Source organism: Roseibium aggregatum (assembly GCF_017309185.1).
Lineage (GTDB): Bacteria > Pseudomonadota > Alphaproteobacteria > Rhizobiales > Stappiaceae > Roseibium > Roseibium aggregatum_B.
Window position 1 is genome coordinate 106678 of record NZ_JAEKJZ010000007.1, and the last position, 23316, is coordinate 129993.

The 23316-nt window shown below is 60.9% G+C and carries 23 protein-coding genes; 9 read left to right on the forward strand and 14 right to left on the reverse strand.

What is annotated here, in order from left to right:
- Nucleotides 1-15 precede the first annotated feature (15 nt).
- Genes JF539_RS24575 through JF539_RS24605 form a run of 7 tightly spaced genes read right to left on the reverse strand, consistent with a single transcriptional unit; the run spans nucleotide 16 to nucleotide 6100 of the window.
- The gene (locus JF539_RS24575) at nucleotides 16-456 is read right to left on the reverse strand and encodes a hypothetical protein (protein ID WP_207143455.1); all 441 of its coding nucleotides are present in this window, start codon (nucleotides 454-456) and stop codon (nucleotides 16-18) included.
- 23 nt (nucleotides 457-479) lie between these two features.
- Nucleotides 480-1463 carry an SLAC1 anion channel family protein gene (locus JF539_RS24580; RefSeq protein ID WP_207143457.1) on the reverse strand — a complete coding sequence of 328 codons (984 nt, stop codon included), beginning with the start codon at nucleotides 1461-1463 and terminating at the stop codon, nucleotides 480-482.
- A 4-nt stretch (nucleotides 1464-1467) separates the two neighbouring features.
- Nucleotides 1468-1833, reverse strand: a complete 366-nt coding sequence (locus JF539_RS24585) for a DUF5368 domain-containing protein (protein WP_207143459.1) — start codon at nucleotides 1831-1833, stop codon at nucleotides 1468-1470.
- A gap of 18 nt (nucleotides 1834-1851) precedes the next feature.
- Nucleotides 1852-3174 (reverse strand): NAD(P)/FAD-dependent oxidoreductase, encoded by a 1323-nt coding sequence (locus JF539_RS24590; RefSeq protein WP_207143461.1) that lies wholly within the window; start codon nucleotides 3172-3174, stop codon nucleotides 1852-1854.
- Nucleotides 3167-3322, reverse strand: a complete 156-nt coding sequence (gene cydX / locus JF539_RS24595) for a cytochrome bd-I oxidase subunit CydX (protein WP_207143463.1) — start codon at nucleotides 3320-3322, stop codon at nucleotides 3167-3169. Before cydX ends, JF539_RS24590 begins: the two co-directional genes overlap by 8 nt.
- A 16-nt stretch (nucleotides 3323-3338) precedes the next feature.
- Nucleotides 3339-4490, reverse strand: a complete 1152-nt coding sequence (gene cydB, locus JF539_RS24600) for a cytochrome d ubiquinol oxidase subunit II (RefSeq protein ID WP_207143464.1) — start codon at nucleotides 4488-4490, stop codon at nucleotides 3339-3341.
- 5 nt (nucleotides 4491-4495) lie between these two features.
- Entirely contained in the window at nucleotides 4496-6100 is a 1605-nt protein-coding gene (locus JF539_RS24605) for a cytochrome ubiquinol oxidase subunit I (RefSeq protein WP_207143466.1), read from the reverse strand.
- A 298-nt stretch (nucleotides 6101-6398) separates the two neighbouring features.
- Here JF539_RS24605 and JF539_RS24610 point away from each other — a divergent pair, with 298 nt between their 5' ends.
- Nucleotides 6399-6872, forward strand: a complete 474-nt coding sequence (locus JF539_RS24610; protein ID WP_209017576.1) for an RrF2 family transcriptional regulator — start codon at nucleotides 6399-6401, stop codon at nucleotides 6870-6872.
- A 39-nt stretch (nucleotides 6873-6911) separates the two neighbouring features.
- On the opposite strand, the gene JF539_RS24615 is transcribed toward JF539_RS24610, so the two are convergent.
- Nucleotides 6912-7823 (reverse strand): hydrogen peroxide-inducible genes activator, encoded by a 912-nt coding sequence (locus JF539_RS24615; RefSeq protein ID WP_207143468.1) that lies wholly within the window; start codon nucleotides 7821-7823, stop codon nucleotides 6912-6914.
- 108 nt (nucleotides 7824-7931) lie between these two features.
- Between JF539_RS24615 and JF539_RS24620 the strand changes: the two genes are divergently transcribed.
- Entirely contained in the window at nucleotides 7932-8579 is a 648-nt protein-coding gene (locus JF539_RS24620; protein ID WP_207143470.1) for a peroxiredoxin, read from the forward strand.
- A gap of 336 nt (nucleotides 8580-8915) precedes the next feature.
- Here JF539_RS24620 and JF539_RS24625 read toward each other — a convergent pair whose 3' ends face one another.
- Nucleotides 8916-10004 carry an extracellular solute-binding protein gene (locus tag JF539_RS24625; RefSeq protein WP_207143472.1) on the reverse strand — a complete coding sequence of 363 codons (1089 nt, stop codon included), beginning with the start codon at nucleotides 10002-10004 and terminating at the stop codon, nucleotides 8916-8918.
- A 22-nt stretch (nucleotides 10005-10026) separates the two neighbouring features.
- Nucleotides 10027-10998: an agmatinase gene (gene speB / locus JF539_RS24630; protein ID WP_207143474.1), complete on the reverse strand. Its 972-nt coding sequence runs from the start codon at nucleotides 10996-10998 to the stop codon at nucleotides 10027-10029.
- Between the two features lie 112 nt (nucleotides 10999-11110).
- Between speB and JF539_RS28065 the strand changes: the two genes are divergently transcribed.
- From JF539_RS28065 to JF539_RS24645, 4 genes are all read left to right on the forward strand, one after another.
- Complete coding sequence (locus JF539_RS28065) at nucleotides 11111-11905, forward strand: helix-turn-helix transcriptional regulator (protein ID WP_209017577.1); 795 nt, start codon at nucleotides 11111-11113, stop codon at nucleotides 11903-11905.
- Nucleotides 11906-12365: 460 nt separating this feature from the next.
- Nucleotides 12366-12776 carry a DUF3775 domain-containing protein gene (locus JF539_RS24640; protein WP_207143478.1) on the forward strand — a complete coding sequence of 137 codons (411 nt, stop codon included), beginning with the start codon at nucleotides 12366-12368 and terminating at the stop codon, nucleotides 12774-12776.
- A gap of 439 nt (nucleotides 12777-13215) precedes the next feature.
- Nucleotides 13216-13341: a hypothetical protein gene (locus tag JF539_RS27940; RefSeq protein ID WP_268957598.1), complete on the forward strand. Its 126-nt coding sequence runs from the start codon at nucleotides 13216-13218 to the stop codon at nucleotides 13339-13341.
- A 213-nt stretch (nucleotides 13342-13554) separates the two neighbouring features.
- Nucleotides 13555-14526 (forward strand): heparan-alpha-glucosaminide N-acetyltransferase, encoded by a 972-nt coding sequence (locus tag JF539_RS24645; RefSeq protein ID WP_207143480.1) that lies wholly within the window; start codon nucleotides 13555-13557, stop codon nucleotides 14524-14526.
- Between the two features lie 4 nt (nucleotides 14527-14530).
- Here JF539_RS24645 and JF539_RS24650 read toward each other — a convergent pair whose 3' ends face one another.
- Nucleotides 14531-15490: a choline/ethanolamine kinase family protein gene (locus JF539_RS24650; RefSeq protein WP_268957600.1), complete on the reverse strand. Its 960-nt coding sequence runs from the start codon at nucleotides 15488-15490 to the stop codon at nucleotides 14531-14533.
- Here JF539_RS24650 and JF539_RS24655 point away from each other — a divergent pair.
- Both JF539_RS24655 and JF539_RS24660 read left to right on the forward strand, forming a co-directional pair.
- Complete coding sequence (locus tag JF539_RS24655; protein WP_207143484.1) at nucleotides 15467-15766, forward strand: SelT/SelW/SelH family protein; 300 nt, start codon at nucleotides 15467-15469, stop codon at nucleotides 15764-15766. The genes JF539_RS24650 and JF539_RS24655 overlap by 24 nt on opposite strands.
- Before the next feature lie 383 nt (nucleotides 15767-16149).
- On the forward strand, nucleotides 16150-18675 hold the full coding sequence (locus tag JF539_RS24660; RefSeq protein ID WP_207143486.1) for a methyl-accepting chemotaxis protein: 2526 nt from the start codon (nucleotides 16150-16152) through the stop codon (nucleotides 18673-18675).
- Between the two features lie 86 nt (nucleotides 18676-18761).
- Here the strand turns inward: JF539_RS24660 and JF539_RS24665 are convergent, their stop codons facing one another.
- From JF539_RS24665 to JF539_RS24675, 3 genes are all read right to left on the reverse strand, one after another.
- Nucleotides 18762-19142, reverse strand: coding sequence for a carboxymuconolactone decarboxylase family protein (locus JF539_RS24665; protein WP_207143488.1), 381 nt, complete (start codon nucleotides 19140-19142; stop codon nucleotides 18762-18764).
- The gene (locus JF539_RS24670) at nucleotides 19114-19572 is read right to left on the reverse strand and encodes a MerR family transcriptional regulator (protein ID WP_207143490.1); all 459 of its coding nucleotides are present in this window, start codon (nucleotides 19570-19572) and stop codon (nucleotides 19114-19116) included. The genes JF539_RS24665 and JF539_RS24670 overlap by 29 nt, the downstream gene beginning before the upstream one ends.
- Before the next feature lie 397 nt (nucleotides 19573-19969).
- A complete protein-coding gene (locus JF539_RS24675) occupies nucleotides 19970-21544 on the reverse strand; it encodes an ABC transporter substrate-binding protein (RefSeq protein ID WP_236042653.1) in 1575 nt (524 codons plus the stop codon).
- 217 nt (nucleotides 21545-21761) lie between these two features.
- Between JF539_RS24675 and betC the strand changes: the two genes are divergently transcribed.
- Nucleotides 21762-23279 (forward strand): choline-sulfatase, encoded by a 1518-nt coding sequence (gene betC / locus JF539_RS24680; protein ID WP_207143492.1) that lies wholly within the window; start codon nucleotides 21762-21764, stop codon nucleotides 23277-23279.
- Nucleotides 23280-23316 lie beyond the last annotated feature (37 nt).

The window sequence follows — 23316 nt, forward strand, 5'->3', positions numbered from 1 at the left end:
TCGCGGGAGCAGGTATCAGAAGGACAGGATGCGCGTATCCTCGGCAAGAAGGCTGGCCGCCATATCCTGCGGTTTCGCCACACCGACACCGTCGATCAACACATCGGCGGAGGCGCCTTTGTTGGGCAGATAGATCGCACAGACCTCGACCTTCGCTCCTGTGCCGATGATCTTCTTCATCAACCCCTGCGGGCTCATATCCTTGGGCTTCTGGGGTGCGGTGGCGCTTGCCGGTGCGTCTTTCAGCGCCAGATCCCCGGCCGGGCCGCACAGAAGGATCTGCGCCTTGGCCTTTTGCTGGATGGACTGCATGGTCAGCACCATGGCCATGAGCTGCGTTTGCGGTTCCGGCGCGGTCAGAACCGTCACCAGCTTGCCCGCTTCATCGGCCTTGACCGGTGTGGCGGCGAGCATGGCGCCCGTCAGAAGGGCTGCGGCAAGATGTGCTACTTTCATGGATATGTCTCCTCTTCCTAGTTTCATTCGGGTTGGCAGATTTCCCCCCGGACGATTGCAAGTCCGGTGCGGAACAGCAGAAAGGCGATGACGGCGGCAAGCACGGCCAGCAGTCCGGTGCCGATGAGGCGATGGGCGTCCGATCCGGCGGCCTGTGCGTGGACGAAGCTGGCGATCGACAGCGCGGCCACCGGAAACGAGAGCGCCCACCAGGACAGGGCAAAGGGGATCGTGCGGAAACGGGGAACCTGGGTGAGCACGATCAGAAAGAACACATAGCCCAGATCCAGAAGGATCTGACCAAAGGCACCCGGCTCGGTGCTCAGGTGGGTCCAGGACACAAAACAGACAGCCGGAGGTGCGATCAGGATGCTTAGCGTCGGCACAAGCCGGCCCGGCAACGGGTCGTGAAAGACGAGCCTGTTCATGACCAGTGTCAGCAGAACGATCCAGAACATCAGCCCCGCCGAGAAGAACAGCCAGGACAGATCCGTGTAGCCGAGAGGAACCCCGGCAATCGGCACAAGCACATTGCCGACGGCCGGAATGAACCAGGCCGGCGACAGATGTGGCGTCTGGAACGGCCTGTGGCCTATCCAGCTGCCGATGACCGCCAGCGCCAGCCCCCCCTGGACCAGGGTTCCGGCAATCCAGAAAAAATGCGCGAGTCCCGGGACAAGCGGCAGAAAAGCGATCGAGAGCAAGATCGATGAGATCGAGACGGTCGGAAAAAAGGCGATCTTGACCGGATGCCGCCACTCCGCGGCGACGGCGCCCGGAACCTTGATCGCCTTGAGCAGATACCCGAAGGCAACGGCCGCCAGCAAAACGCAGGACAATGCGAGTACCGCGCCGGAGGTCGTTACCGGCAGGTGCCAGCCATGCTCCGCCGCCCGCAAGGCCAGCGTCAGACCGAGCATGCCCATGCCGATCGCGAAAAAGGTCACGGGATAATGCTCGAGCCGAGAGACCGCCACTTCGGAACCGATTGTCTGACTGCCGGCCATTTTGCTACCTCTCCTGCTCCTGTTTCGGCGCGCCCCGAAGAAGCGACTGAAGCGTGTAGACCAGAATGGCTGCTCCGATCGCTCCGATGACGGCGACCCCGAGATAGACGATCACATCGATGGGACCGCCCAGATCCCTGTGACTGGAATGGGTCATGACCTGCACGAACCAGACGGCCGCCACGGCCCCGAAAGGCATGGACAACTGGGCCATCAGGAACTTGCGCATGGACATCGAACGGTCCCGGACCAGCACATAGAGATAGGCAAGCGTGACGATCGCGGCGGTGGCCACCATCGCCCAGAACACCGCCGGCCCGAAGACTTCCTCCAGAACGGCAACGATCATGCCGGGTGTCAGATCTTTCATGGCGCATTTCCTCCCTTGTCAGGCCCGGCCACGCAGCATGGCGTTGTAGGTCGCCTTCAACGCGACTTCTTTCAAAAGCCAGGAAATCCAGAGCTCCTCCAGAGGGGCGACGATGCCCGGAAAGGACGGAGTCAGATTGTTGTTGTAGTCGAACTCCACCAGCATCGCCCGGCCGATCCGGGTGATCAGCGGACAGGAGGTGTAGCCGTTGTAGGCCATGGTCCCCTCCCCCCCGGCGATCTGAGCCACCAGGTGATCCTCGATGACCGGGACCTGCCATTTGACGCTGGCCGCCGTCTTTCCCTTGGGCACGCCGGCCACGTCGCCAACGGCGAAGACCTCGGGAAAACGGGGATGCCGGAGCATATGCTTGTCGACCTCGACCCAGCCTTCCCCGACCCATTTCCCGGTCTTCCAGGACAGCGGACTGTTCTTGACGACGTCATGGGCACGCATCGGCGGGATGACGTTGATGAAGTCGAAGCCGATCTCGGTTGTCCCGTCGGGCGTTCGAAAGGAAGCCGTCTTGCGGCCCGGATCGATCGCGGTCATGACGTGGTGGTAGGTCACATCGAAACCGCGGTCCTCGAAGAGCATTCTGGCCTTTTCGTTGACGATCGGAACCGAGAACAAGGCTGCCGAATGCGCCGCATACTTGATTTCGACCTTGCCGCGCGTGCCTTTCCGGCGCGCGTAATCGTCGGTCAGAAACGTATACTTCAGCGGCGCTCCGGCGCATTTCATTTCCGTGGCCGGACGCGTGAACAGGCCGGTTCCGCCCTTGTCCGTGAACGCGTCCATCGCCGCCCAGGTCTTGGCCGCATAGTCCGGACCGGCATAGACGGAGCCGATCCCGTCGGCCCCGATCAGATCCAGCGACATGCCCTCGATCGCGTCGTAGTCCAGCTCGATGCCTGTCGCCACGATCAGGTAGTCGTAGCCGAGCGTCTTGCCGGATGTGGTGGTCACCTGCTTCGCATCGGGATCGATTTCGGCGGCACCTTCCGAAATCCAGTCAACCGTCCGGGGCAGCCAGTCGGCTGTCCGGGTCACCGAGTAGCCTGCCGGCTTCAACCCAGCCGCGATCAGCGTGAAACCGGGCTGGTAGTAATGATCCTGGCGCGGATCGAGCAAGGTGATCCGGGCGCCGTCGAGACGCGCCGATAGCCGGTTCGCCAGCGCGGTTCCGGCGGCCCCCGCGCCGAGGATCAGGATCTTCGCCGCAGTCTTGACCGGGGCGGCTCCGGCATTTGAAGCTGACGCGAGACCGGCAGCCGCGGCACCGCCGCCCAAGGCGCCCAGCGTCAGGAAACGCCGCCTGTCGAGGTTGAAATCACCCATCGGCGGCCCCCTTTCCGTGAGACGGTCCGGCGGGACCGGTGCGGTCCGCGAGCAAGGCATTGTCCTGCTGGATTTCCAGCCACATGGCGTTCACGACGGCGAAGATCGCGGCCGCGAACAGTCCGAGTATCCAGGTAAAATACCACATGGGGTTTCCTCCTCTTTTAGTAGACTGTTTCTTCGTTGTTTTTGACGCTGTCCTCGGTGACCTTTCCCCACAGCACCTTGTAGACCCAGGCCGTGTAGGCGAGGATCAGGGGCATGAAGATCACGGTCGCGACCAGCATGACGAACAGGGTCAGGTGGGACGATGAGCTGTCCCAGACGGTGAGCGACGAGCGCGGATCGATGGTCGACGGCAGAATGAAGGGGAACATGGTCAGCCCGACCGTCGAGATCATGCCGAAAATCGCCAGTTTCGAGGCCAGAAGCGTGCTCACCTCCCGCCCGGCCTTCAAGCCGAGATAGGTCAGGGCCGCTCCGGCGAGGCCGAGCACCGGAGCAATGGCGATCCAGGGCCGGTCCGCATAGGCGGCAAGCCAGCTGCCGCCGTGCATCACCTCGGAAAGAAGCGGGTTGGACGGACCATCCGTCACGTTGGGGCCCGCTAACGCATAGCCGTCCAACCCGATCGCCAGCCAGAGGCCGGCAAGCACAAAACCCGCGATCGATCCCGCCGCGCCGTAGCTGCCGTAGATGCGCGCCCGCGCCGCGACAGCTCCGTCCGCCTTCAACGACAGCCAGGCGCCGCCATGCATGACAAGCATCGCCAGGGATGTCAGGCCGGTCAGCAGCGCGAAGGGATTGAGCAACCCGAAGAAAGAGCCTTCATAGAGCGGCATCAGATCTTCCGTCAGCCGGAAGGGCACGCCCTGGAGCACGTTTCCGACCGCGACGCCGAAGACAAGAGCCGGCACGGCGCCGCCGACGAACAGTGCCCAGTCCCAGCCTTGCCGCCAGCGCGCGCTGTCCCGCTTGGACCGGTACTTGAAACCCACCGGACGCAGGATCAGAGCAGCCAGGATCAGGAACATGGCCAGATAGAAGCCGGAGAAACTGACCGCGTAGAGTGGCGGCCAGGCGGCGAAGATGGCGCCACCGCCCAGAATGAACCAGACCTGGTTGCCTTCCCAGACCGGTCCGATCGTGTTGATGGCGACCCGGCGTTCCAGATCGGTCTTGGCCACGAACGGCAGGAGCGCGCCGACGCCCATGTCAAATCCGTCCGTGAGCGCAAACCCGATCAGCAGGACGCCGAGCAGAAGCCACCAGATAACACGCAGGGTTTCGAAATCGATGAGTTCGTGCAGGATCATTTTCGTTACTCCGCCGGCTGCAGACCGGATGTCCGTCCGGGCGTAGGTTCAGAAGTCGGGGCATCCGGCCGGTTGCCGGAAATGGGCATGTCGAGATACGGCCCCTTGCGGATGTATTTGATCATCAGGCCCATCTCGATCAGGAACAGGGTGCTGTAGAGCGCCACAAAACCGGCGAGCGTCAGGGCAACCTGGGTGATGCTCAGATGCGAGACCGAAAGCGCCGTCGGCAAGACACCGTCGACCGTCCAGGGCTGACGGCCGAATTCGGCGACAAACCAGCCGAGCTCCGCGGCGATCCAGGGCGCCGGAATCATGATCACCGCCAGCATCAGGGCCGGACGCGGAAAGGTCATGTTCCTGAAGCTTGCGACGTAGAAGAAATAGGCCATCACCGCGATAAAGCCGAAACCGAGCGCGACCATGATCCGGAAGGCCCAGAACAGCGGCCAGACCGTCGGAACCGTGTCGTTTGCGGCCAGTGAGATCTCTTCGTCCGTCGCCTGAAGCGGATCGTCGACGTAGCGCTTGAGAAGAAGCGCGAACCCGAGATCGGCGCCATGGTCCTCGAACCGGGCCTTGACGGCCTCTGGCGCGGCTTCGCGTTCGGAGCGGATCTGCATCAGCGCCTCATAGGCGATAAGCCCGGAGCGGATGCGGGTCTCCGCATCCTCGACCAATTCCTTGATGCCGGGTATCTCGTGGGTCAGCGAGCGGGTGCCGATCAGTCCCATCGCGTAAGGGATATGGATGGCGTAATGGGTTTCCCGGGCCTCCTGGTCGGGAAATCCGAAGGCGGTGAAGGCAGCGGGCGCCGGCTCGGTTTCCCACATGGCCTCGATCGCGGCGAGTTTCATTTTCTGGGAGTGGGTCACGGAGTAGCCGCTCTCATCCCCCAGAACGACCACGGACAGCGCGGAGGCCAGGCCGAAACTCGCGGCGACCGCAATGGAACGGCGGGCAAGCTCGACGTGCCGGTTCTTGAGGAGGTACCACGCGGAGACGCCGAGCACGAAGACGGCTGCCGTCACATATCCGGCGGAGACCGTGTGAACGAACTTCGCCTGGGCGACCTCGTTGAAGACGACGTCGTAGAAGCTGGTCATCTCCATGCGCATCGACATCGGATTGAACACCGACCCGACCGGGTTCTGCATCCAGCCGTTGGCGATCAGAATCCAGAGCGCGGAGAAATTGGACCCCAGTGCCACCAGCCAGGTGACGGTCAGGTGCCCGCGCCGGGAGAGTTTGTCCCAGCCGAAGAAAAACAGGCCGACGAAGGTCGCTTCGAGGAAGAAGGCCATAAGCCCTTCCACCGCCAGAGGCGCGCCGAAAATATCGCCGACATAGTGACTGTAGTAGCTCCAGTTCATGCCGAACTGGAACTCCATGGTGATTCCGGTGGCCACACCGAGCACGAAATTGATCCCGAACAGCGTTCCCCAGAATTTGGTCATCTGGCGCCATATCGGCCGGGAGGTCATGACATAAACGGTTTCCATGATGGCCACGAGGATCGACAAACCAAGTGTCAGCGGCACAAACAGGAAATGATACATGGCCGTCATCGCGAATTGCAGGCGTGACAGCTCAACGACGTCGAGGTCCATCTGATTGCTCCAAATTGAAGATATATTTGAAATACATCTTTGAGGGAGAGCTAACATCGAAGCCTGTCAATTTCCATACGTAAAAACATTCGCATCTTCGAAATTTAATAGGGCAAGTTGTCGCATAAGAAGACAAAATACTGATATTAAACAACTTTTCCAATATCAAACCAGACTTCTCCTGGTGAGCGAAGTCATTTTCAGATCTGACCGGCAAGGTCAAACTGCTCGAACAGACAAAAAAAGACGCATTGATTGCACCGGCTCATAAAAATGTGTATCAAAGATACATCTTTAAATGGATACCAGAAATATGCGCCTGACCACACGCACCAACCTAGCCATGCGCACCCTCATGTTTTGTGGCGTCAACCCGGACAAGGTCGTCACCAAAGGGGATATCGCCCGGGCCTGCCATGCCAAGGAAACGCATATCGCGCAGGTGGTTCACCTTCTTTCCCAGAAGGGGTATCTGAAAACCACCCGCGGTCGCGGGGGCGGCATCATGCTGGCCAGAACGCCTTCAGAGATCAACGTTGGTGAAGTGATCCGGGCCTTCGAGGACACGACCGCCTTTGCCGAGTGCTTTCAGGCTGCGCACAACACCTGCCCGCTGGCCCTCGCCTGCCGCTTGAAATCCGCGCTCTCAGTGGCGCTTGGCGCCTTTTACGGCGCTCTCGAGGGATTGACGCTGGAAGATCTTGTTGGCGCGAACGATCCCCTCAAAGCCTTGCTGCTGATGCGGGACGAAGAACCCGAACCGGTCATCTGAAGAGCCGGACACTTCGCGAATGAGTTCGGGCGTTCCGTTTCACTCGGACGAAACGGCACCTGAATGGGCCTTTGCAATCAACTCGGCGAGCTGTCGGATTTCCTCGCGCCGGGGCGAGTGCTTGCGGCATGTCAGCGCGACGGTCCTGGGCAAGGCGCCTTTCAGCGGAACCAGATCGACCTCGTGGCCTCGCGTAACGCCGGCCTGAACCGCAATATCCGGCAGCAGTGTCGTCCCGAGTCCCTCCGCCACCATGGCCACCAGGGTCGGCAGGCTGGTCGCCTCGAACGTCTTGTCCTGCAGCGGGCCCTTGGGCTGGTAGGAGGACAGCGCGTGCCGCTGCAGGCAATGCCCCTTTTCGAGCAGCATCATCCCGAGGCCGGCGACATCGTCCTCCCCCGCAACCATGCAATGTGACAAGGCGTGGCCGGTCGGAACGGCAAGATGATAATTGTCCTCAAACATCGGAAAGACAGCCAGGTCGCCGACTTCGTAAGGCAAGGCGATCAGGACCGCATCGAGCTTTCCCGCCTGGAGGTCTTCAAGCAGATCGTCGGTTACCGCTTCGCGCATGTAAAGACGCAGTTGCGGATACTGCCGCCGGATGCAGGGCAGGACCTGCGGCAGCAGAAAAGGCCCAAGGGTCGGAATGGCGCCAATTCTGAAGTCTCCGGACAGCACGCCGCTTTGCGCCGAGGCGTGGTCCGAAAACGCTCTGACATCCGCAAGGATCTGCCGCGCGCGTCCGGCGAGATCCCGGCCAAGCGGCGTCAGCTTGACGTTTCGCCGGGTCCGTTCGGCGACCGCGATGCCGAGACCTTCCTCCAGCTCCTTGATCCCGGCACTCAGCGTGGACTGGGTCACATGGCAACGCTCCGCCGCCCGTCCGAAATGCTCCTCGGCATTCAGGGCGACCAGAAACTCGAGTTGACGGAGATTGGGCCGGTACATGACTTCCTCCTTGATCGCCAAAACAGATCACAGTCTTCGGTTTTATTCGTTTCTCCCGATCACTGAAAGTTCTTATTTTCAATTTATCGAAATTAAGGAGACACAGACATGACCGACCAAGCGCCCCTGCGAACCCTGCCCGAACTGAACAAGCCGGCACCGGACTTTGACGCGCCGACCACCCACGGCCAGATGAAACTGTCCGATTTCAAGGGCAAGTGGCTGGTGCTGTTTTCGCACCCTGCGGACTTCACCCCGGTCTGCACCACCGAGTTCATCGCCTTCGCGCAGGCCAAGCCCGAGTTCGACCGTCTCAACTGCGAACTGCTCGGCCTGTCGATCGACAGCCACTACGCCCACATCGCCTGGATGCGCAACATTCAGGAAAAATTCGGCGTCGAGATCCCCTTCCCGATCATCGCCGATCTTTCCATGGACGTGGCCAAGGCCTATGGCATGATCCAGCCAGGCGCGTCGGACACCTCCGCTGTGCGGGCAACGTTTGTGATCGATCCGGACGGCGTTCTGCGGGCCATGGTCTACTATCCGATGACCAACGGCCGCTCCGTCGCCGAGTTCGTCCGGCTGGTCGAAGCCCTGCAGACCTCGGATGCCAACAAGGTCGCAACCCCGGAAGCCTGGAAACCCGGCGACCAGGTGATCGTCCCCCCGCCCGCGACCGCCGAACTGGCGAAATCCCGCGCTGGCGAAGGCTACGACTACGTCGACTGGTACTTCTCCAAACGCGCGCTTTGACCCGCTTTTGCGAAAAAAACGGGGCGCTTCTAGGCGCCCCGTCAGACCGATGACCAACCTCACGATGTCATTCCGGCCAGCGCGCCGCGAAGCGGAGTCGCGTGAGCCGGAATCCAGCTGACAAGCGCGAGCGGCAGCGAGCACCTTCTCTCATATCTGTCTGATGTAATTTGAGTATTGAGCGCCTTCGGCGCAGAAGATTTCTGGTTTCCGGATCTGCGCGCAGCTTCTCTGCACTTGTCCGGAATGACCATCTGAGGATTTTCAGCAATCTGAACGGGGCGCTTCTAGGCGCCCCGTTCAGGGAGACACAATTGCACCTGGTTCAAGAGCTGGCTAGGTCCCCGTCTTGACCTTCGTCCAGAGCCTTGTCCTGGACCGTAGCCCCTTTGCATCCAGGTTCTTGTCCGCAAACAGGCGGGAAAACGTGTCGGCGTCAGGATAGATGCCGGGATCGGACAGAATGGCAGGGTCCACGTGATCGTTCGCCGCGGTATTGGCATTGGCGAAGAAGACGAAGTTCGTGACCTCGGCGATAACCTCGGGCCGGAGCATGTAGTCGATGAACCGGTAGGCCTCGTCGATACGCGCGCTGTCGGCGGGAATGGCCATCAGGTCGATCCACAACAGCGTGCCTTCTTTCGGGATCGCGTAGACAATCTCCGGACCGTTCTCGACCTCCATGGCCCGGGCCTGGGCAATACCCGCGTCGCCGCTGTAAAGAACCGCCACGCAGATATCGCCGCTGACCAGATCGATATTGGCTTTCTGATTGTTGAAGTAGCGAACGTTTTCGGCAAGCGCCTCAAGAAGCTTGCCCGCTTCCGCCAGATGCGCCTTGTCGCTGGAATAGGGATCGTGTCCGAGATAATTCAGCGCGACCGAGATCATTTCGATCGGCGAATCCAGAACGGCAATCCCGCAATCGGACAGTTTGTCGGCAATCTCGGGGTTGAAAAGGACATCCCAGCTGTCGAGGGGCGCATCCCCGAGCCGTTCGGAGACAAGCCCGCTGTTATAGGCAAGTCCGATGGTTCCCCAGGTATAGGGCACGCCGAGCGAACGCCCGCCCGGAATGCGGTCCAGCGACGCCAGGATATCCGGGTTGAGATTACCGTAGTTATTCAGGCGCGACGGATCGATCGGGTGCAGCGCCCCCGCGGCGAACTCGCGTTCCGCGTTGGAGGCGGCCGGAAAGACGACGTCATAGCCGGAACCGGCGGTCAGAAGCTTGGTTTCAAGGACCTCGTTGGAATCGTAATAGTCCAGAATGACGTCCGTGCCGGTCTCGCTCTCGTATCCCGAAATCGTGGTCTCGCCGAGGTAATCCGCCCAGTTGTAGATCGACAGATCCCCGGCGGACACGGGCGTCCCCAGAACTATGGCGGCCAGCCCGGTGAGAAATGAAGCCTTCGCGGTTCGCATAATCAAAATCCCTTCTTTCTGGTCAACGCTGTGTCGCGCGCGATGCGGCGTAAAGGCACAAGAGATCGTTGGCGATGGTTGCGGCGGCGATCGCGGTGATCTCTGAAATATCGTAGGCAGGCGCCACTTCGACGACGTCCATGCCGACGACGTTGATCCCGGCCAGACCTCGCAGGATCTCCTGCGCCTGAAAGGGGCTTAGTCCGCCGATGACCGGCGTTCCCGTTCCCGGAGCGGAAGCCGGCTCCAGCGCGTCTATATCGAATGTCACATAGGTTTTGGCGTCGCCGACAAATTCCCGGGCTTTCGCGATAACGGCATCACATCCCGTTCGGTGAACCTCGATGGCGTCGATGATATTGAAGCCAAGCGGTTCCGGGTTATGGGTTCTGATGCCGATCTGAACCGAGCGGGCGGGATCGACCAGCCCGTCGCGTACTGCGTGCCACAGCATGGTTCCGTGATCGATCCGGCCTTCTTCGTCGGCCCAGGTATCCGTGTGCGCGTCGAACTGTATCAGGCTCAGGGGCCCGTGCTTTTCCGCGTGGGCCTTTAAGAGGGGATATGTGATGAAGTGGTCCCCGCCAATCGACAGGAGCGCGGAGCCGCTGGCGAGCACATGGCCTGCGGCATCGGCGATCTGTCCCGGAACCTTGTCCGGATATCCCGTATCCAGTTCGCAGTCGCCGTAATCGACGATAGCCAGGGTCTCGAACGGATCGCTTGCCCAGGGCCACGGCGCCGACCATGCGATATGCGAGGAACCGCTGCGGACCGCTCTCGGCCCCAGGCGGGCACCGGACCGGCTCGACACTGCAAGATCGAATGGGACCCCCATGACGGCGACATCCACCCCGGTCAGATCCTTGGTGTAACGCCGGCGCATGAAGCTCAACGCACCGGCATAGCTCGCCTCGGGAACCACCCCGCGCAGGCTGTCCCGGGTGAAGGCCAGATCGCCCGATTTCGGATTGATGTTTGAATCTGTCTCCACGTTCCACCTCGTCGCGATAAGTCACGACAAGGTTGGCGCCCGTCCCGGCTTCCGTAAATTCCAGCAAAGGTATATATCTTTGTTATTAGGAAATTCGAAGCAGGAAGAAGCGGTGACGGAGAACCCATTGACCCCGTCGGCGGACTGGATCGAGGCGGTCGCGGACCTGGTGCGCAGTGTGCGGACAGACCGTTTTCCGGTCGCGCTCCGGCAAACCCTTGACCGCGCCTGCCGCTTCGATTCGATGCTGGTCACCGCCTACGACGGATATTCGGCTCCAAAGTCTCTTTATCACGACCTCGACGAACTGCAGGCGACCTTGAGCATCGAACTCTATGCCAGCGGCCCCTATCTCCTCGACCCGTTTTATCTGGCTTGCCGGAATGGCATGGAGCCGGGAACTTACCGTCTTCTGGACATCGCACCGAAAGGCTTTCTGCGTTCCGAATACTATCGCACCTTTTACCGGAAGGTCCGCATTCATGACGAAATGGCCATATTGCTCAAACCGGGCGAAGAGAGCTGGATCTCCGTTTCCCTGGCCCGCACGCGCACCCGCGCCCGCTTCGAGGCAACGGACCGGGACAGCGTAGACCGTCTCTGCCCCTTGATCGAAGCAGCCATTGAGGGGAACTGGGGGCAGGCCGCGACATCACGGAAGGCGGGTCAGATCTCGGCCGCCGACCGGTTGAGCGGTTTTGCGGCCGACATTCTCAGTCCCAGGGAAGCCGATATCGTCCAGCTCATTTTGCAAGGCCACTCGACCCGGACGATCTCGACCTTTCTCGGAATTGCCGAAGGGACGGTGAAGGTCCACCGCCACCATGCCTATGCGAAACTGGGCATCCACTCCCAGTCCGAACTGTTTTCGCTCGCGACCGGCTATCTGGCGGATTTCCGCTCATGACATGAGTCAGTCGACCGTGTCCGGAGAATGCCAAGCATAGGAAGCGCCGAAGCGGAACAAGACCGAGGCCCGGCCTCACGATCCAAACGTGAGAGCCGAGCCTCAAGTGCCCGGTCCGCCCCCGGTAAACTTCTTTCCCGCTGCATGTTTACGTTCGGTTTCCGCGCCGCCGGTCGGGTGGTTCGACCTCAGCCCACATGCACCATGCGGCTGTCGCTCCGGAACTTAAACGGGAATGTGATTTGTCGTGCAAGTAAATCAACATGCCTGCACAGGTGCAAGAGCGATGGCGCCAGTATGCCGTCCAAACCGGTTTTTTAACCGCAACCGCGTTGATGCCGTCAGATACATGGGGATAACCCTGGGGATAGCCCAAATGGACAAAAGACAGGATTTGGAAACATGGCCATTGCCAACGATCGAAACTCAACCGATAAAGAAAAAAATGTCGGAGGCAGCTATGGATATCGACCTCACTTTGTCCGCGGACACAATCCGCCTGTTCGCGCAAAAGGCCCGCGCGGTTGCGTCTTCCCTGGAAGACACATTTGAAGACGGTCACGAAGGCGACGTGGAATTTGACGCGGAGACGCTTGAGGAGGCCCATAGCCACGATGGACTGGCGGAAGAGGAAGACGACGATCTTTCCAGCGAGGAATTGCGCGAGCTGATCGAGGACCTCAATGTGGACGAGGCCGCGGAACTGGTCGCCATCACCTGGATCGGCAGAGGCGATTTCGAGGCGGAGGATTTCGAGCAGGCCGTCGAGGAAGCCCGTGAACGCGCTGTAGGGTCCACGGCGACCTACCTGCTCGGCATGCCGCTTCTCCCCGACCACATGGAAGCCGGTCTGGACGCGCTCGACCTTTGATTTGGGACCTTGTCGCCCGAGTTTCCGACAGGTTCGCTGGTGAGGTGGAATTGAGATTCAGCTGATAATCTTCACGGTCTCAGCAACGAATTTCAGTTCCGAAAACCACCATGGAAACAACGACTTGCTTGTCACCTTCGGACCCTGAAGCTTGTTCCGGTCACACCCAAACCGCAACGGACGTCAGGTTCTTGTGACCGGGTCAACCGTAAGCTGACAACTTTGCCGGCTCCTCCACATCTCGATGTTTTTCATTGGAAAACCGGTTAAGTTTTTGTTTACCAACTTTTCCTATCTCCTGTTTTGCAGCAGTCTGACCCGACTGGCAGTGGAAGTCTGACCGGTTGCGCTTCGCGGCGTGGAACGGACTTCCCGGTTGAGGCAGACAACTCCAGGGCGTTCCCCGGAACGCGGCAGGGCAGCAAAGGGAGTCGAGGGCATGTTTCCGGAACCGTCGAAACAGGATGTGTTTACGGCCCACCGACCGTCTCCATGGCCCTATGTCGGCGGCATGCTGGCCTTGACCGGTCTCATCACGATGATTGTCGTGACCTTCAGCAATTAGCCTTAATCCCAGAGTTCTGGTCGTCTTGAACCGCGCGTCCTGCCGGGACGAAGCCTTGAAACTTGGGCACCGGCCCAAGAAGGCAAGCGCTCAGGCCGATCCGGAAAATGCCTGTCTCGCCGCAAAGAGGCGCATGACATACCTTTGCCGGATTGACGCCTGAAAGCTGGTTAGTATGGGCTCGTACCCAAGAGCGTTTCAGAAAGTCCATCAATGACCCCCAAGCGTCTGGCCGTGCTCGATCTTGTCCGCGGTCTCGCCGTTGTGGCAATGGCCGTCTACCACTTTTCCTGGGATCTCTCCTGGTTCGGCTTCGTCGACTGGCCGGTGTCGCAAGGGGCAGGATGGCGGGACTTCGCCGAGACGATCGCGGCAAGCTTTCTGTTCGTCTCGGGAATCGGCCTCGACCTGGCGCATCACCGGGGCATCCGCTGGCGTTCGTTTGTCCAGCGTCTGGCCAAGATCGTTCTCGCCGCGGCCGGCGTGTCGCTGGCGACGTATTTCGCCTTCGAGGAAAATTACGTCCGGTTCGGCATTCTGCATTGTATCGCCGTTTCCAGCCTCATCGCCCTGCCCTTCGTCCGGCTGTCATGGGCCGTTTCCGGCATCGCCGCCCTGTTCGTCCTGACGCTGCCGCTGTGGGCCCAGTCCTTCGCCTTCAACGGCCAGCTCTGGCTCTGGACCGGACTGGGCACGCCCGATTTCGGCAGCGTCGATTACGTTCCTCTCGCTCCCTGGGCCGGCGTGACACTTGCGGGCCTCGCCGTGTCTGCAGCCTTCAGGACATTCGGGATCTGGCAGAGGTTGACCGCGCTTCGTTTCGAAAACGCTGCCGGCCGGTTCGCGAGGCTGCTCGGTCGCTATTCCCTGCCGATCTATCTCATCCATCAGCCCGTGCTTTACGGATTGGTCTGGGCGGTTTTCCAGGTGAACCCGGCGGCCGACAGGGACGCCCTGGCGTTCGTGAAAAACTGCACCCTTGCCTGTCAGGACAGTTTCGGCGCACCCGATATCTGCGAGGCCGCCTGCGGCTGCACCCTGGAGTTCCTCAAGACCGACGGCATCTGGACCGCGCTTCTGGTGGCTCCGGAGGAACCCGGCCTGCAAGACCGGATGAACCGCAGATACGCCCAGTGCCTGGCGGATCCGGAAGCCTTCAGCTCGCTGGATAGCTCTCAGAAATAAGGCCCTACAGCCGGGCAAGAGCCCGAATCTTGCGTTCGCGCGCAAAGGCCAGGAAGGATTGCTCCTCCCGCCCCTTCGCCACCTGCTCCAGGGCCCAAAGCGCCGATACGGCGTCGCATTTCGCCTTCATGATATTGAGACGGCCCGGGTCGGGACAGAGCCCGGCCGCCCCTGCTGCCCGATAGCCTTCCAGAAACGCCGCTTCCCGCGTTTCGCAAAAGCCGTTCTCCTGAATGGCGTAGGCGATATCCCAGGCAGGCTCGGTCATGGCGGAAAACTCCCAGTCGATCAGCCAGAGACGGTCCCGTGTCAGAAGGCAATTGCCGGGCGACAGATCGCCGTGGCTGGGTACGAGCCGCGTTTGGGCACGGGACTGTCCGCTTTCCTCAAGCGCCCTGAAGGCCCGGTCGAGATCAATCACGTCCTGCCGAAAAGCCGCATTACCCTGAAGCGCCGCGCTCTGGGCCGCATAGACCTCATCGGGATCGAGCCGTCCTGCGAAAGCACAGCGCGAACCATGAAGCTTTCCCAGCGCTTCGCCCAGCGCCCGGGGAAAGTCCGGCCCGCCGTGCTGGACCAGGTCCTGAATGGCGGCTGTCAGAAGGATGCCGGTCTCCGGCCGGCAAAAGAGCGGCGGCACGCCAAGGCCGAGCGTCGCGGCCTGAGCGAGATTGCGCGCTTCGGTGTTCCTGTCGATGCCTCCGGCAGCGCATGCCTCCGGCAGCCGCAGGAAAAAAACGCCCTTTTCCGCCTCAAGGCGGAAAACCCGGTTGCTCAAACCTCTTTGGAGCTCGGAGCGCTCCGGTGTACCGCAAATCTCGAAAAGCGCCGGTTCTTGCTGGAACAGGCCGGGAATGTCTGCGAAAAGACCGTCTGAATTGTTTACGGAAGACTCTGACACAGCGGATATTTTCGGTTTCTCAGGAGAAGACAGGACGCCATGACGACCGTCCCCTCGCCCCATATCATCATAACCTATTGCCGCCAATGCAACTGGTTGCTCCGGTCCGCCTGGATGGCACAGGAAATCCTGTCGACTTTCTCCGAGGAAGCCGGTGCCGTGACCCTTGTCCCCGGAACCGGTGGCATCTTCACGATCACCTGCGACGGGCAGACGATCTGGGACCGCAAGCAGGACGGCAGCTTTCCCGAGGCCAAGGTCCTGAAGCAGCGGCTGCGCGACCTCCTGTGGCCGGAGAAGAACCTGGGACATTCCGACCGGCCCCGCTCCTCCGATTGAGCTTTACCGGCCGGCAGACGGTCTTCTCGAGCCTTCCGCGGTGGCCAGGCCAAGGAACCCGGTGCCTCGATGTGCAATTCATCTGAAGACCATCGCACGCTCAGCAACGAATTCTAAGTTCGAGAATGCGCTGGAACCGGAAGCTTGCCCGTCCCCTTTGGGACTTCGCGGGTCGTTTCGACCATGCCGCCGAACGAGACGGACCTCAAGGCCGGGAAGTCAGGCCAACTTATTGGTTTTTGGATATTTTCCCCCTTCTTAAATGCACAAGATTTAACCCCGGACGTCAAAATTTAGTCAGCCCGTCATCCTGTCCCTTTGGTGGTTTTTAATCTTCTGCTGGCACCGTGGTCTTGAACAGACAATCCCGGAGCCAGGTCACGATGAAGTTTCAAAGACTTCCAGGCAGAAAGAACACGCAGAACAAGGTTGGCGATCGATCGTCGCCGGAGTCTGGAAGCGGCAGGCCGCGCCTGTTCTTCGATTGGCCGGTCAAGACCCAATTGAGAATAGGTTTCGGGGCGATGCTGCTTTGCTCCATTGGCGTCGGCGCCGGAGGTCTCATCGCCGCATCGCAGGTACAGGAATCCGTCAAGGTTGCCAAAACGGCGAACGAGTTGCTCGGCCGTATTCCGGAACTCCTGACCCATGGCCAGATCTTCAGTCGGGATGGCACCGACACCGCGTCCGCGGCTGTTCGCGCGGAAATCGCGGCGATCTCGCAGGAAAGCCAGCGGCTGGCGGCTGAAAGTCCACAGGCGGCCCGAACACTGACCGCCAACATCGGCGACCTGGAAACCAGTTTCGCCACACTGGCGCAACACCGGCAGGACCGCGACGCCGCAACGTCGAGCCTCGACGGGCTGACGATGAGCCTCGTCGAAACAACCAACCAGGCCTTTCAGGACTACAAGGCTCTGACCGCCTACCGGTCAGCCATCGCCATCACCAACGAAGGCAAGATGATCGAGCTTTCCAAGGTCGCTCCGCGCCTTGGCAACATGCGTATCGCGATGATCGTTCTGGAGCAGGAAGCGGCGGCATTTGCCGACAGTCCGGACAGACAGGCGGCAAAGGCCCTGACCAAACGTCTCGGCGCTCTGGTCAAGGATGCCAAGGCCGTCCGGCGCACCGTAAAGGATGCCGGGATCAAGGCTGACGTCAAGAAACTGACCAGGTCCGTCAAGGGACTGGAAAAGCTCATCAAGGCGCAAGCCAAGTCCGGAACACCCCAAGACAACTGGCGGCAGGACTTCCAACCCGCCATCGCCGAACTGACCGGCCTGACCGGAGCGATCCTCCAGGCCGCGGAAGCCCCGATGGAAGCCCTGAAACAGAACCTGCGTGAGTTCGACCATGCAACGGCCGATATCGAACTCCTGTCGAATTACTCCCAGGGTGTCGCGCGTGACGTTCTGGGTCTGCGCAGCGCCTATTCCGACTATTTGAACAAGCCGACCCCGGAAATCGGTGAGGTCTTCGAAGCTTACCTTCAAGAGACCCGAACCCAGCTGGAAGACTTGAGCGAAGTCCGCGACGCCACAGCAAAGAACAGTTCCGACAAGGCCCTGACTGATCTGTTGAACGGCCCCTTGAAGACCCTGGTCGAGGCCGGTCGCGAGGCCTTGCCGAAACTGGAAGCGACCTTCGCGCAGGTGATGTCCACCACCGCATCGCTCCGCACCAGCGAGGAAAGCTTTGCTCTTGCCGCCGCAAGCCTGACGGAACAGGCGGAAGCGATCAGCGCCTCCTCCGGCGAAACCGCGGTCGCGACGGCGGAATCCGCGCAGACCCAGATTACCGCGACCCTGATCTTCGCGCTTCTGCTCGGCGTCGGCTTCGTGTTTGTCCTGTCCGGCGCGATCATTCGCCCTTTGAGAGATCTCACCGCAGCCATGCTCAGCCTCAAGGAAGGCAAGACCGATCTTGATCTTCCCGCATCCCGGCGGAGCGACGAAATCGGTCACATGGCGAAAGCTGTGGCAACCTTCCGTGACCGGGAGGGCGAACGGCTGCGCCTGGAAGAGGAAACCCGGGCCGGCCAGGAAGAAAGTCAGCGCCGTCAACAGACGGTCGACAGGCTGATCGCGCAGTTTCGGGACGACATCGAAACCGCTCTGGCGAGCGTGACCGGCAATATGGAGAGGCTCGACCGGACGTCGGAGCACCTTTCAGAGATCGCCCGCACCACCACGGGCAAGAGCGAAGAAGTGAGCACCGCATCCGGCCACGCCAGCCAAAATGTGCAAACGGTTGCCGCCGCCACGGAAGAACTGTCCGCCTCCGTCCAGGAAGTCGGCCGGCAGGTGGAAAACACCCTGTCCCGCGTTCAAAAGGCCGCCGGAGCGACGCGGACCTCGAACGATCAGGTCCGGAGCCTGTCCTCGGCGGCCGAACGGATCGGCGCGGTTGTCCTCCTGATTCAGGAGATCGCGGAACAGACCAACCTGCTGGCCCTAAACGCCACGATCGAGGCCGCCCGGGCGGGCGAAGCCGGCAAGGGGTTCGCCGTCGTTGCCTCGGAGGTCAAGTCGCTTGCAGGCCAGACCGCAAGGGCGACCGACGAGATTTCGAGCCAGGTTTCGGAAATCCAGACCGCCACACAGGCTTCGGTTCAGGCCATCAATGCCATCATGGAAATGATGGAGGACGTCAACGAGACAGCGGCCGCCATGGCGTCTTCCGTCGAACAGCAGACAGCCGCGACGGAGGAAATCTCGGTCGGCGTGTCCCAGGCCGCCAGTCAGACGGCAAGCGTCACGGAGACCATCGGAGATCTCTCCAGAGGCTCCGGTGAAACCAGCCAGTCGGCCCGCGAAGTCGAGGATATCGCGGGGGAAGCAACCCGCCGGCTCTCCGACGTCACCACCCGGATCGACCGCTTCCTGCAGGACGTCGCCGCAGCCTGACCGGCGCCAATCCGAAAAAACCCGGGCGGAGGGAAATCCGCCCGGGCCTTTTGGTTTTTGAGCTGAAGCCGCTTCCCTCGCCCTCGTCAGGCGGCATCCGCGGTTTCGAACACCTCACGGGCCGCGTTCAACCCGTTGATCGCCGCCGGCAGGCCGCCGTAGACCGCCATCTGCCAGATGGCCTCGACGATTTCCTCCCGGCTCGCACCGGCCGCGAGCGTGTGCTCGATATTGACTTTAAGCTGCGGCGCGGTCTGCCCGCCGAGAACCGTCAGCGCTGCGATCGTGCACAGCTGGCGGGTTTTCAGGTCGAGACCCGGCCGTGCATAGTGACGGCCATAGGCCCATTCGATCAGGCTCTCGGCGAAATTCGGCACCAGGTCGTCATACCTTTCGCTCAGGATCGCCTCGAGATCAGGGTTGAGGCTTTGTGTCAGCTCACGTCCGTTCTGAAGGGCTTTCGACATTTGCAGGTCTGTCCTTGCTTGACGGCGCACCGTGTTCGGTCCGGGCGCAGTTCTCAAAGGCAGGATCGACGGTCTCGCCCGCCTCCATCCTTTTGTAGAGATCGATTTTATCGTCCAGAACATCCAGCATTTCGGTGAGGCGGGAAATGTCGCCAGCGACCTTGTCCCGATGCCCTTCCAGCATGACCCGCCTCTCGCTCAGGGACGCCGCCCCTTGCGAGCGCAGCTCCGCGTAGCGCAAGCGGTCCCTGATCCCCATGCCGGTCGATTTGAGCCGGTCCAGAAAGTCGATCCAGCGCAGGATCGTCCTGTCGTAGACCCTCCGTCCACCGGAGTCCCTCAAGGGACGCGGGATCAGCCCGATTTTCTCGTAGTAGCGCAGGGTGTCGGCGGAAAGCCCCGACTTTTCGGCAAGGTCACCGATCTTCATGTCTGTTCTCCGAACGGAACGATTTCCTTCAGCTACCGGTTGGAGCGCACTCCAGGTCAAGAGAAAAATGCCGAAAAAAGCAAAAGAGCCGGCTCCCGGATTGCTGACAAACCTCACGTAGTCATTCCGGCCAGCGCGCCGCGAAGCGGTGTCGCGTGAGCCGGAATCCAGCTGACAAGTACGAGCGGCAGCGAGCGCCTTCTTTCATATCCAGCTGATGTAATTTGAGTTTTGAGCGCCTTTGGCGCAAAAGATTTCCGGTTTCCGGATCTGCGCGCAGCTCCGCTGCACGTGTCCGCAATGATCGTCTGAGGGTTTGTCAGCAGCAAAAGAGCCGGCTCGAAAGCCGGCTCCCTTTTTGGTGTAACCTATCGGCGCCATGGCCGATCGAACAGGGTCAGGCGAACCACCAGCGTTCGATAGCGCGGAAGCCGTCGAGGGTCCAGTTGGCGGCCACGTCTTCCGGATGCTGAACCTTGTCGGTGTGCGCCATGACGTAGCTGGCGAACATCGGAACGATCACGCCGCCATCGGTTCTGAGCAGGTTCTGCATTTCGGAGTACATCTCGGCCCGCTTGGCCTCGTCGAGCTCGGAGCGGGCTTCCACCAGAAGCGTGTTGAAACGCTCGTTGTCCCAGAACGTGTCGTTCCAGGGCGCGCCAGCCGCATAAGCCACGGTGAACGCCAGGTCTTCTGTCGGACGTCCGCCCCAGTAGACGGCGGAAAACGGCTTTTTCATCCAGACATCCGACCAGTAGCCGTCGTTGGGCTCCCGGACCGGCGTGATCTTGATACCCGCTTTTTCAGCACTGTTCGAGAACAGCACCGCGGCATCGACCGCGCCGCCGAATGCGGCATCCGCCGCCGAAAGACTCACTTCCAGGGAGTCCAGGCCGGCCTGTTTCAGATGGAACTTGGCCTTGTCCGGATCGTAGGTGGTCTGCTCGAGATCCTTGTCGAAATAGCGATAGGACGGGCTGATCGGATTGTCGTTGCCGACCGCACCGTAGCCGAACAGGATCTTGTCGACGAGTTCCTGACGGTCGATGGCGTATTTCAGCGCCATCCGGACATTGTTGTCATTGAACGGCGCGGCGCGCGTGTCCATGGCGAAGGTATAGTGCTGTGTCCCGGTCACCGAAAGGATCTTCACGTTCGGAGCGCGCTGGAACAAGCCGACCGTTTTCAGGTCGACCTGGTCGATGGCGTCGACGTTGCCGGTCATCAGGGCCGATTGACGCGCGGCCGCGTCGAGAATGGTCAGCAGCTTGACCTCGTCGAAATGCGCGCGATCGGTCTTCCAGTAATTGGGATTGCGCGTCAGCTCGGCGATCACGCCGGCATCGTAGTTGACCACCTTGTAGGGCCCGCAGCCGTTGGCGCTCTTGGTGTCGATGGTGCCGTCCTTCGCCGGCATGATCGCCAGGTGGTAATCGCTGACGACATAGGGAAAGTCGGCGTTGCCCGCTTCCAGCGTGAACACCACTATGTCGCCGTCGGCCTTGATGTCCTTGATCTGGCTGACGATGGGCTTGGCCGCCGAGGTGCTCTTCTCGCCGCGGTGAAAGTTGATCGAGGCCACAACGTCATCGGCCGTGACCGTGCCGCCTTCATGGTATTCGACACCCTTGCGCAGCTTGAAGGTCCACTCCTTGGCATCCGGAGACGCTTCCCAGCTCTCGGCGACTTCGCCAACAAGGGATCCGTCCGCCGCGATTTCCACGAGATAGCCGTGCCGCGCGGTCGCAAAGGTCTGGGAATAGGCATTGTCCCAGGTGCCCGGATCGTAGTTGTCGCTGGTGTTGCCACCCGCCATCCCGACGCGGAAGACGCCGCCCTTCTTGGGCTGGGCGGCGGCCGACCCGGCCCCAAGCGGTCCGGCCAGCGCGGCGGCGCCGAAAGCTGCCGATCCCTGAAGAATCCGGCGCCTGGAAATCCCCGATTGAAGGATAGGCTTGTTCATGTCGCTCATATTCCAGTCCCCTTTTTCGAACTTGTTGCTGAGAAGGTATTACAACGAAAAAGACTCATATTTAAAATGAATTACAAGTAAGGAACACCATTTCCCAAGCGCCCCCTTCCGAAGAAAAGACGCTGGCAAATCATACTAGGACGTTTTTGATTGATTGCTCAATCAAAAAACAGCTAGAAACCTTGAAACGGGTCCATTCCAGCAGTGGAGATGCAGCATGACCGACCGCAAGAACATCCTTATCCTGATGGTTGATCAGCTCAGCGGCACACTGTTTCCCGACGGCCCCGCGGAGTTTCTGCATGCCCCGAACCTCAAGGCGCTGGCCGAACGCTCCGTCCGCTTCGAAAACGCCTATACCGCCTCGCCGCTTTGCGCACCCGGGCGGGCCAGTTTCATGTCCGGGCAGTTACCGCGCCGCACAGGCGTCTATGACAACGCCGCCGAATTCGCGTCCGATATCCCCACCTACGCGCACCACCTGCGCCGCGCCGGTTACACGACCTGTCTCTCCGGCAAGATGCACTTCGTCGGCCCGGATCAGATGCACGGTTTCGAGGAACGCCTGACGACGGATATCTATCCCGCCGATTTCGGCTGGACGCCGGACTACAGAAAACCGGGAGAGCGGATCGACTGGTGGTACCACAACATGGGCTCGGTGACCGGCGCCGGCACTGCCGAGATTTCCAACCAGATGGAATATGACGACGACGTCGCCTTCCAGGCCGTTCGCCAGATCCATGACTACGGACGTGGCAAATACGACCGTCCCTTCTGCCTGACGGTGAGCTTCACGCACCCGCACGACCCTTACGTGGCGCGACGGAAGTACTGGGACCTCTACGAGGACTGCGCGCATCTTCAACCCGAGGTCCCGGCGATGGACTACGCGGATCACGATCCGCATTCCAGGCGTATCTTCGACGCCAACGACTGGCGCAATTTCACCATCACCGAAGACAACATCCGCCGCTCGCGCCGCGCCTATTTCGCCAACATCAGCTATCTGGACGACAAGATCGGCGAGATCCTGCATGCGCTGGAGGCCATGCACCTTGCCGAGAACACGACCATCCTGTTCGTGTCCGACCACGGCGACATGCTCGGCGAACGCGGCCTGTGGTTCAAGATGACCTTTTTCGAAGGCTCCGCGCGCGTGCCGTTGATGATCGCCGACAGGGACCTCGCCCCGGGCCACGTCAGGACACCCGTCAGCACGCTGGACGTGCTGCCGACAGTCTGCGATCTCGGCGGCATCGACATGAGCGGGATCATGGACTGGACCGACGGCGAGAGCCTCGTGCCGCTTGCCAACGGCAGGCAGCGCACCTCGCCGGTCCTGATGGAATATGCCGCGGAAGCCTCCTACGCGCCGCTCGTCGGCATCCGCGAGGGCGACTGGAAATACATCCACTGCGAACTCGATCCGCCGCAGCTCTACAATCTCGCCGACGACCCCCACGAACTCGATAACCTCGCCTCGGACCCCGCCCATGCGAGCACGGCGGTTAATTATGCGGAGATGGCAGGCAAACTCTGGGATATGGCGGCCTATGACGCGGAAGTCCGCCAGTCGCAGGCGCGCCGCTGGATCGTCTACGAAGCCCTGCGCAACGGTGCCTATTTCCCCTGGGACTACCAGCCCCTGCAAAAAGCCTCCGAACGCTACATGCGCAACCACATGGACCTCAACGAAGTCGAGGAAGGCCAGCGGTATCCGAGAGGGGAATGAGGGCTGACGCCGGTCGGCTCTGTGCTTGACCGGCGCC

Excerpts from the sequence above, each read along its gene's own strand:
- JF539_RS24675 (WP_236042653.1), bottom strand. The coding sequence starts at position 21,544 with ATGAGCGACATGAACAAGCCTATCCTTCAATCGGGGATTTCCAGGCGC.
- JF539_RS24610 (WP_209017576.1), top strand. The coding sequence starts at position 6,399 with ATGGATACCAGAAATATGCGCCTGACCACACGCACCAACCTAGCCATG.
- JF539_RS24645 (WP_207143480.1), top strand. The coding sequence starts at position 13,555 with ATGACCCCCAAGCGTCTGGCCGTGCTCGATCTTGTCCGCGGTCTCGCC.
- JF539_RS24575 (WP_207143455.1), bottom strand. The coding sequence starts at position 456 with ATGAAAGTAGCACATCTTGCCGCAGCCCTTCTGACGGGCGCCATGCTC.
- JF539_RS24620 (WP_207143470.1), top strand. The coding sequence starts at position 7,932 with ATGACCGACCAAGCGCCCCTGCGAACCCTGCCCGAACTGAACAAGCCG.
- JF539_RS24585 (WP_207143459.1), bottom strand. The coding sequence starts at position 1,833 with ATGAAAGATCTGACACCCGGCATGATCGTTGCCGTTCTGGAGGAAGTC.
- JF539_RS24580 (WP_207143457.1), bottom strand. The coding sequence starts at position 1,463 with ATGGCCGGCAGTCAGACAATCGGTTCCGAAGTGGCGGTCTCTCGGCTC.
- JF539_RS24650 (WP_268957600.1), bottom strand. The coding sequence starts at position 15,490 with ATGGGGCGAGGGGACGGTCGTCATGGCGTCCTGTCTTCTCCTGAGAAA.
- cydB (WP_207143464.1), bottom strand. The coding sequence starts at position 4,490 with ATGATCCTGCACGAACTCATCGATTTCGAAACCCTGCGTGTTATCTGG.
- JF539_RS24660 (WP_207143486.1), top strand. The coding sequence starts at position 16,150 with ATGAAGTTTCAAAGACTTCCAGGCAGAAAGAACACGCAGAACAAGGTT.
- JF539_RS27940 (WP_268957598.1), top strand. The coding sequence starts at position 13,216 with ATGTTTCCGGAACCGTCGAAACAGGATGTGTTTACGGCCCACCGACCG.
- JF539_RS24625 (WP_207143472.1), bottom strand. The coding sequence starts at position 10,004 with ATGCGAACCGCGAAGGCTTCATTTCTCACCGGGCTGGCCGCCATAGTT.
- JF539_RS24655 (WP_207143484.1), top strand. The coding sequence starts at position 15,467 with ATGACGACCGTCCCCTCGCCCCATATCATCATAACCTATTGCCGCCAA.
- JF539_RS24670 (WP_207143490.1), bottom strand. The coding sequence starts at position 19,572 with ATGAAGATCGGTGACCTTGCCGAAAAGTCGGGGCTTTCCGCCGACACC.
- JF539_RS24665 (WP_207143488.1), bottom strand. The coding sequence starts at position 19,142 with ATGTCGAAAGCCCTTCAGAACGGACGTGAGCTGACACAAAGCCTCAAC.
- JF539_RS24615 (WP_207143468.1), bottom strand. The coding sequence starts at position 7,823 with ATGTACCGGCCCAATCTCCGTCAACTCGAGTTTCTGGTCGCCCTGAAT.
- betC (WP_207143492.1), top strand. The coding sequence starts at position 21,762 with ATGACCGACCGCAAGAACATCCTTATCCTGATGGTTGATCAGCTCAGC.
- JF539_RS24640 (WP_207143478.1), top strand. The coding sequence starts at position 12,366 with ATGGATATCGACCTCACTTTGTCCGCGGACACAATCCGCCTGTTCGCG.
- cydX (WP_207143463.1), bottom strand. The coding sequence starts at position 3,322 with ATGTGGTATTTTACCTGGATACTCGGACTGTTCGCGGCCGCGATCTTC.
- JF539_RS24605 (WP_207143466.1), bottom strand. The coding sequence starts at position 6,100 with ATGGACCTCGACGTCGTTGAGCTGTCACGCCTGCAATTCGCGATGACG.
- JF539_RS24590 (WP_207143461.1), bottom strand. The coding sequence starts at position 3,174 with ATGGGTGATTTCAACCTCGACAGGCGGCGTTTCCTGACGCTGGGCGCC.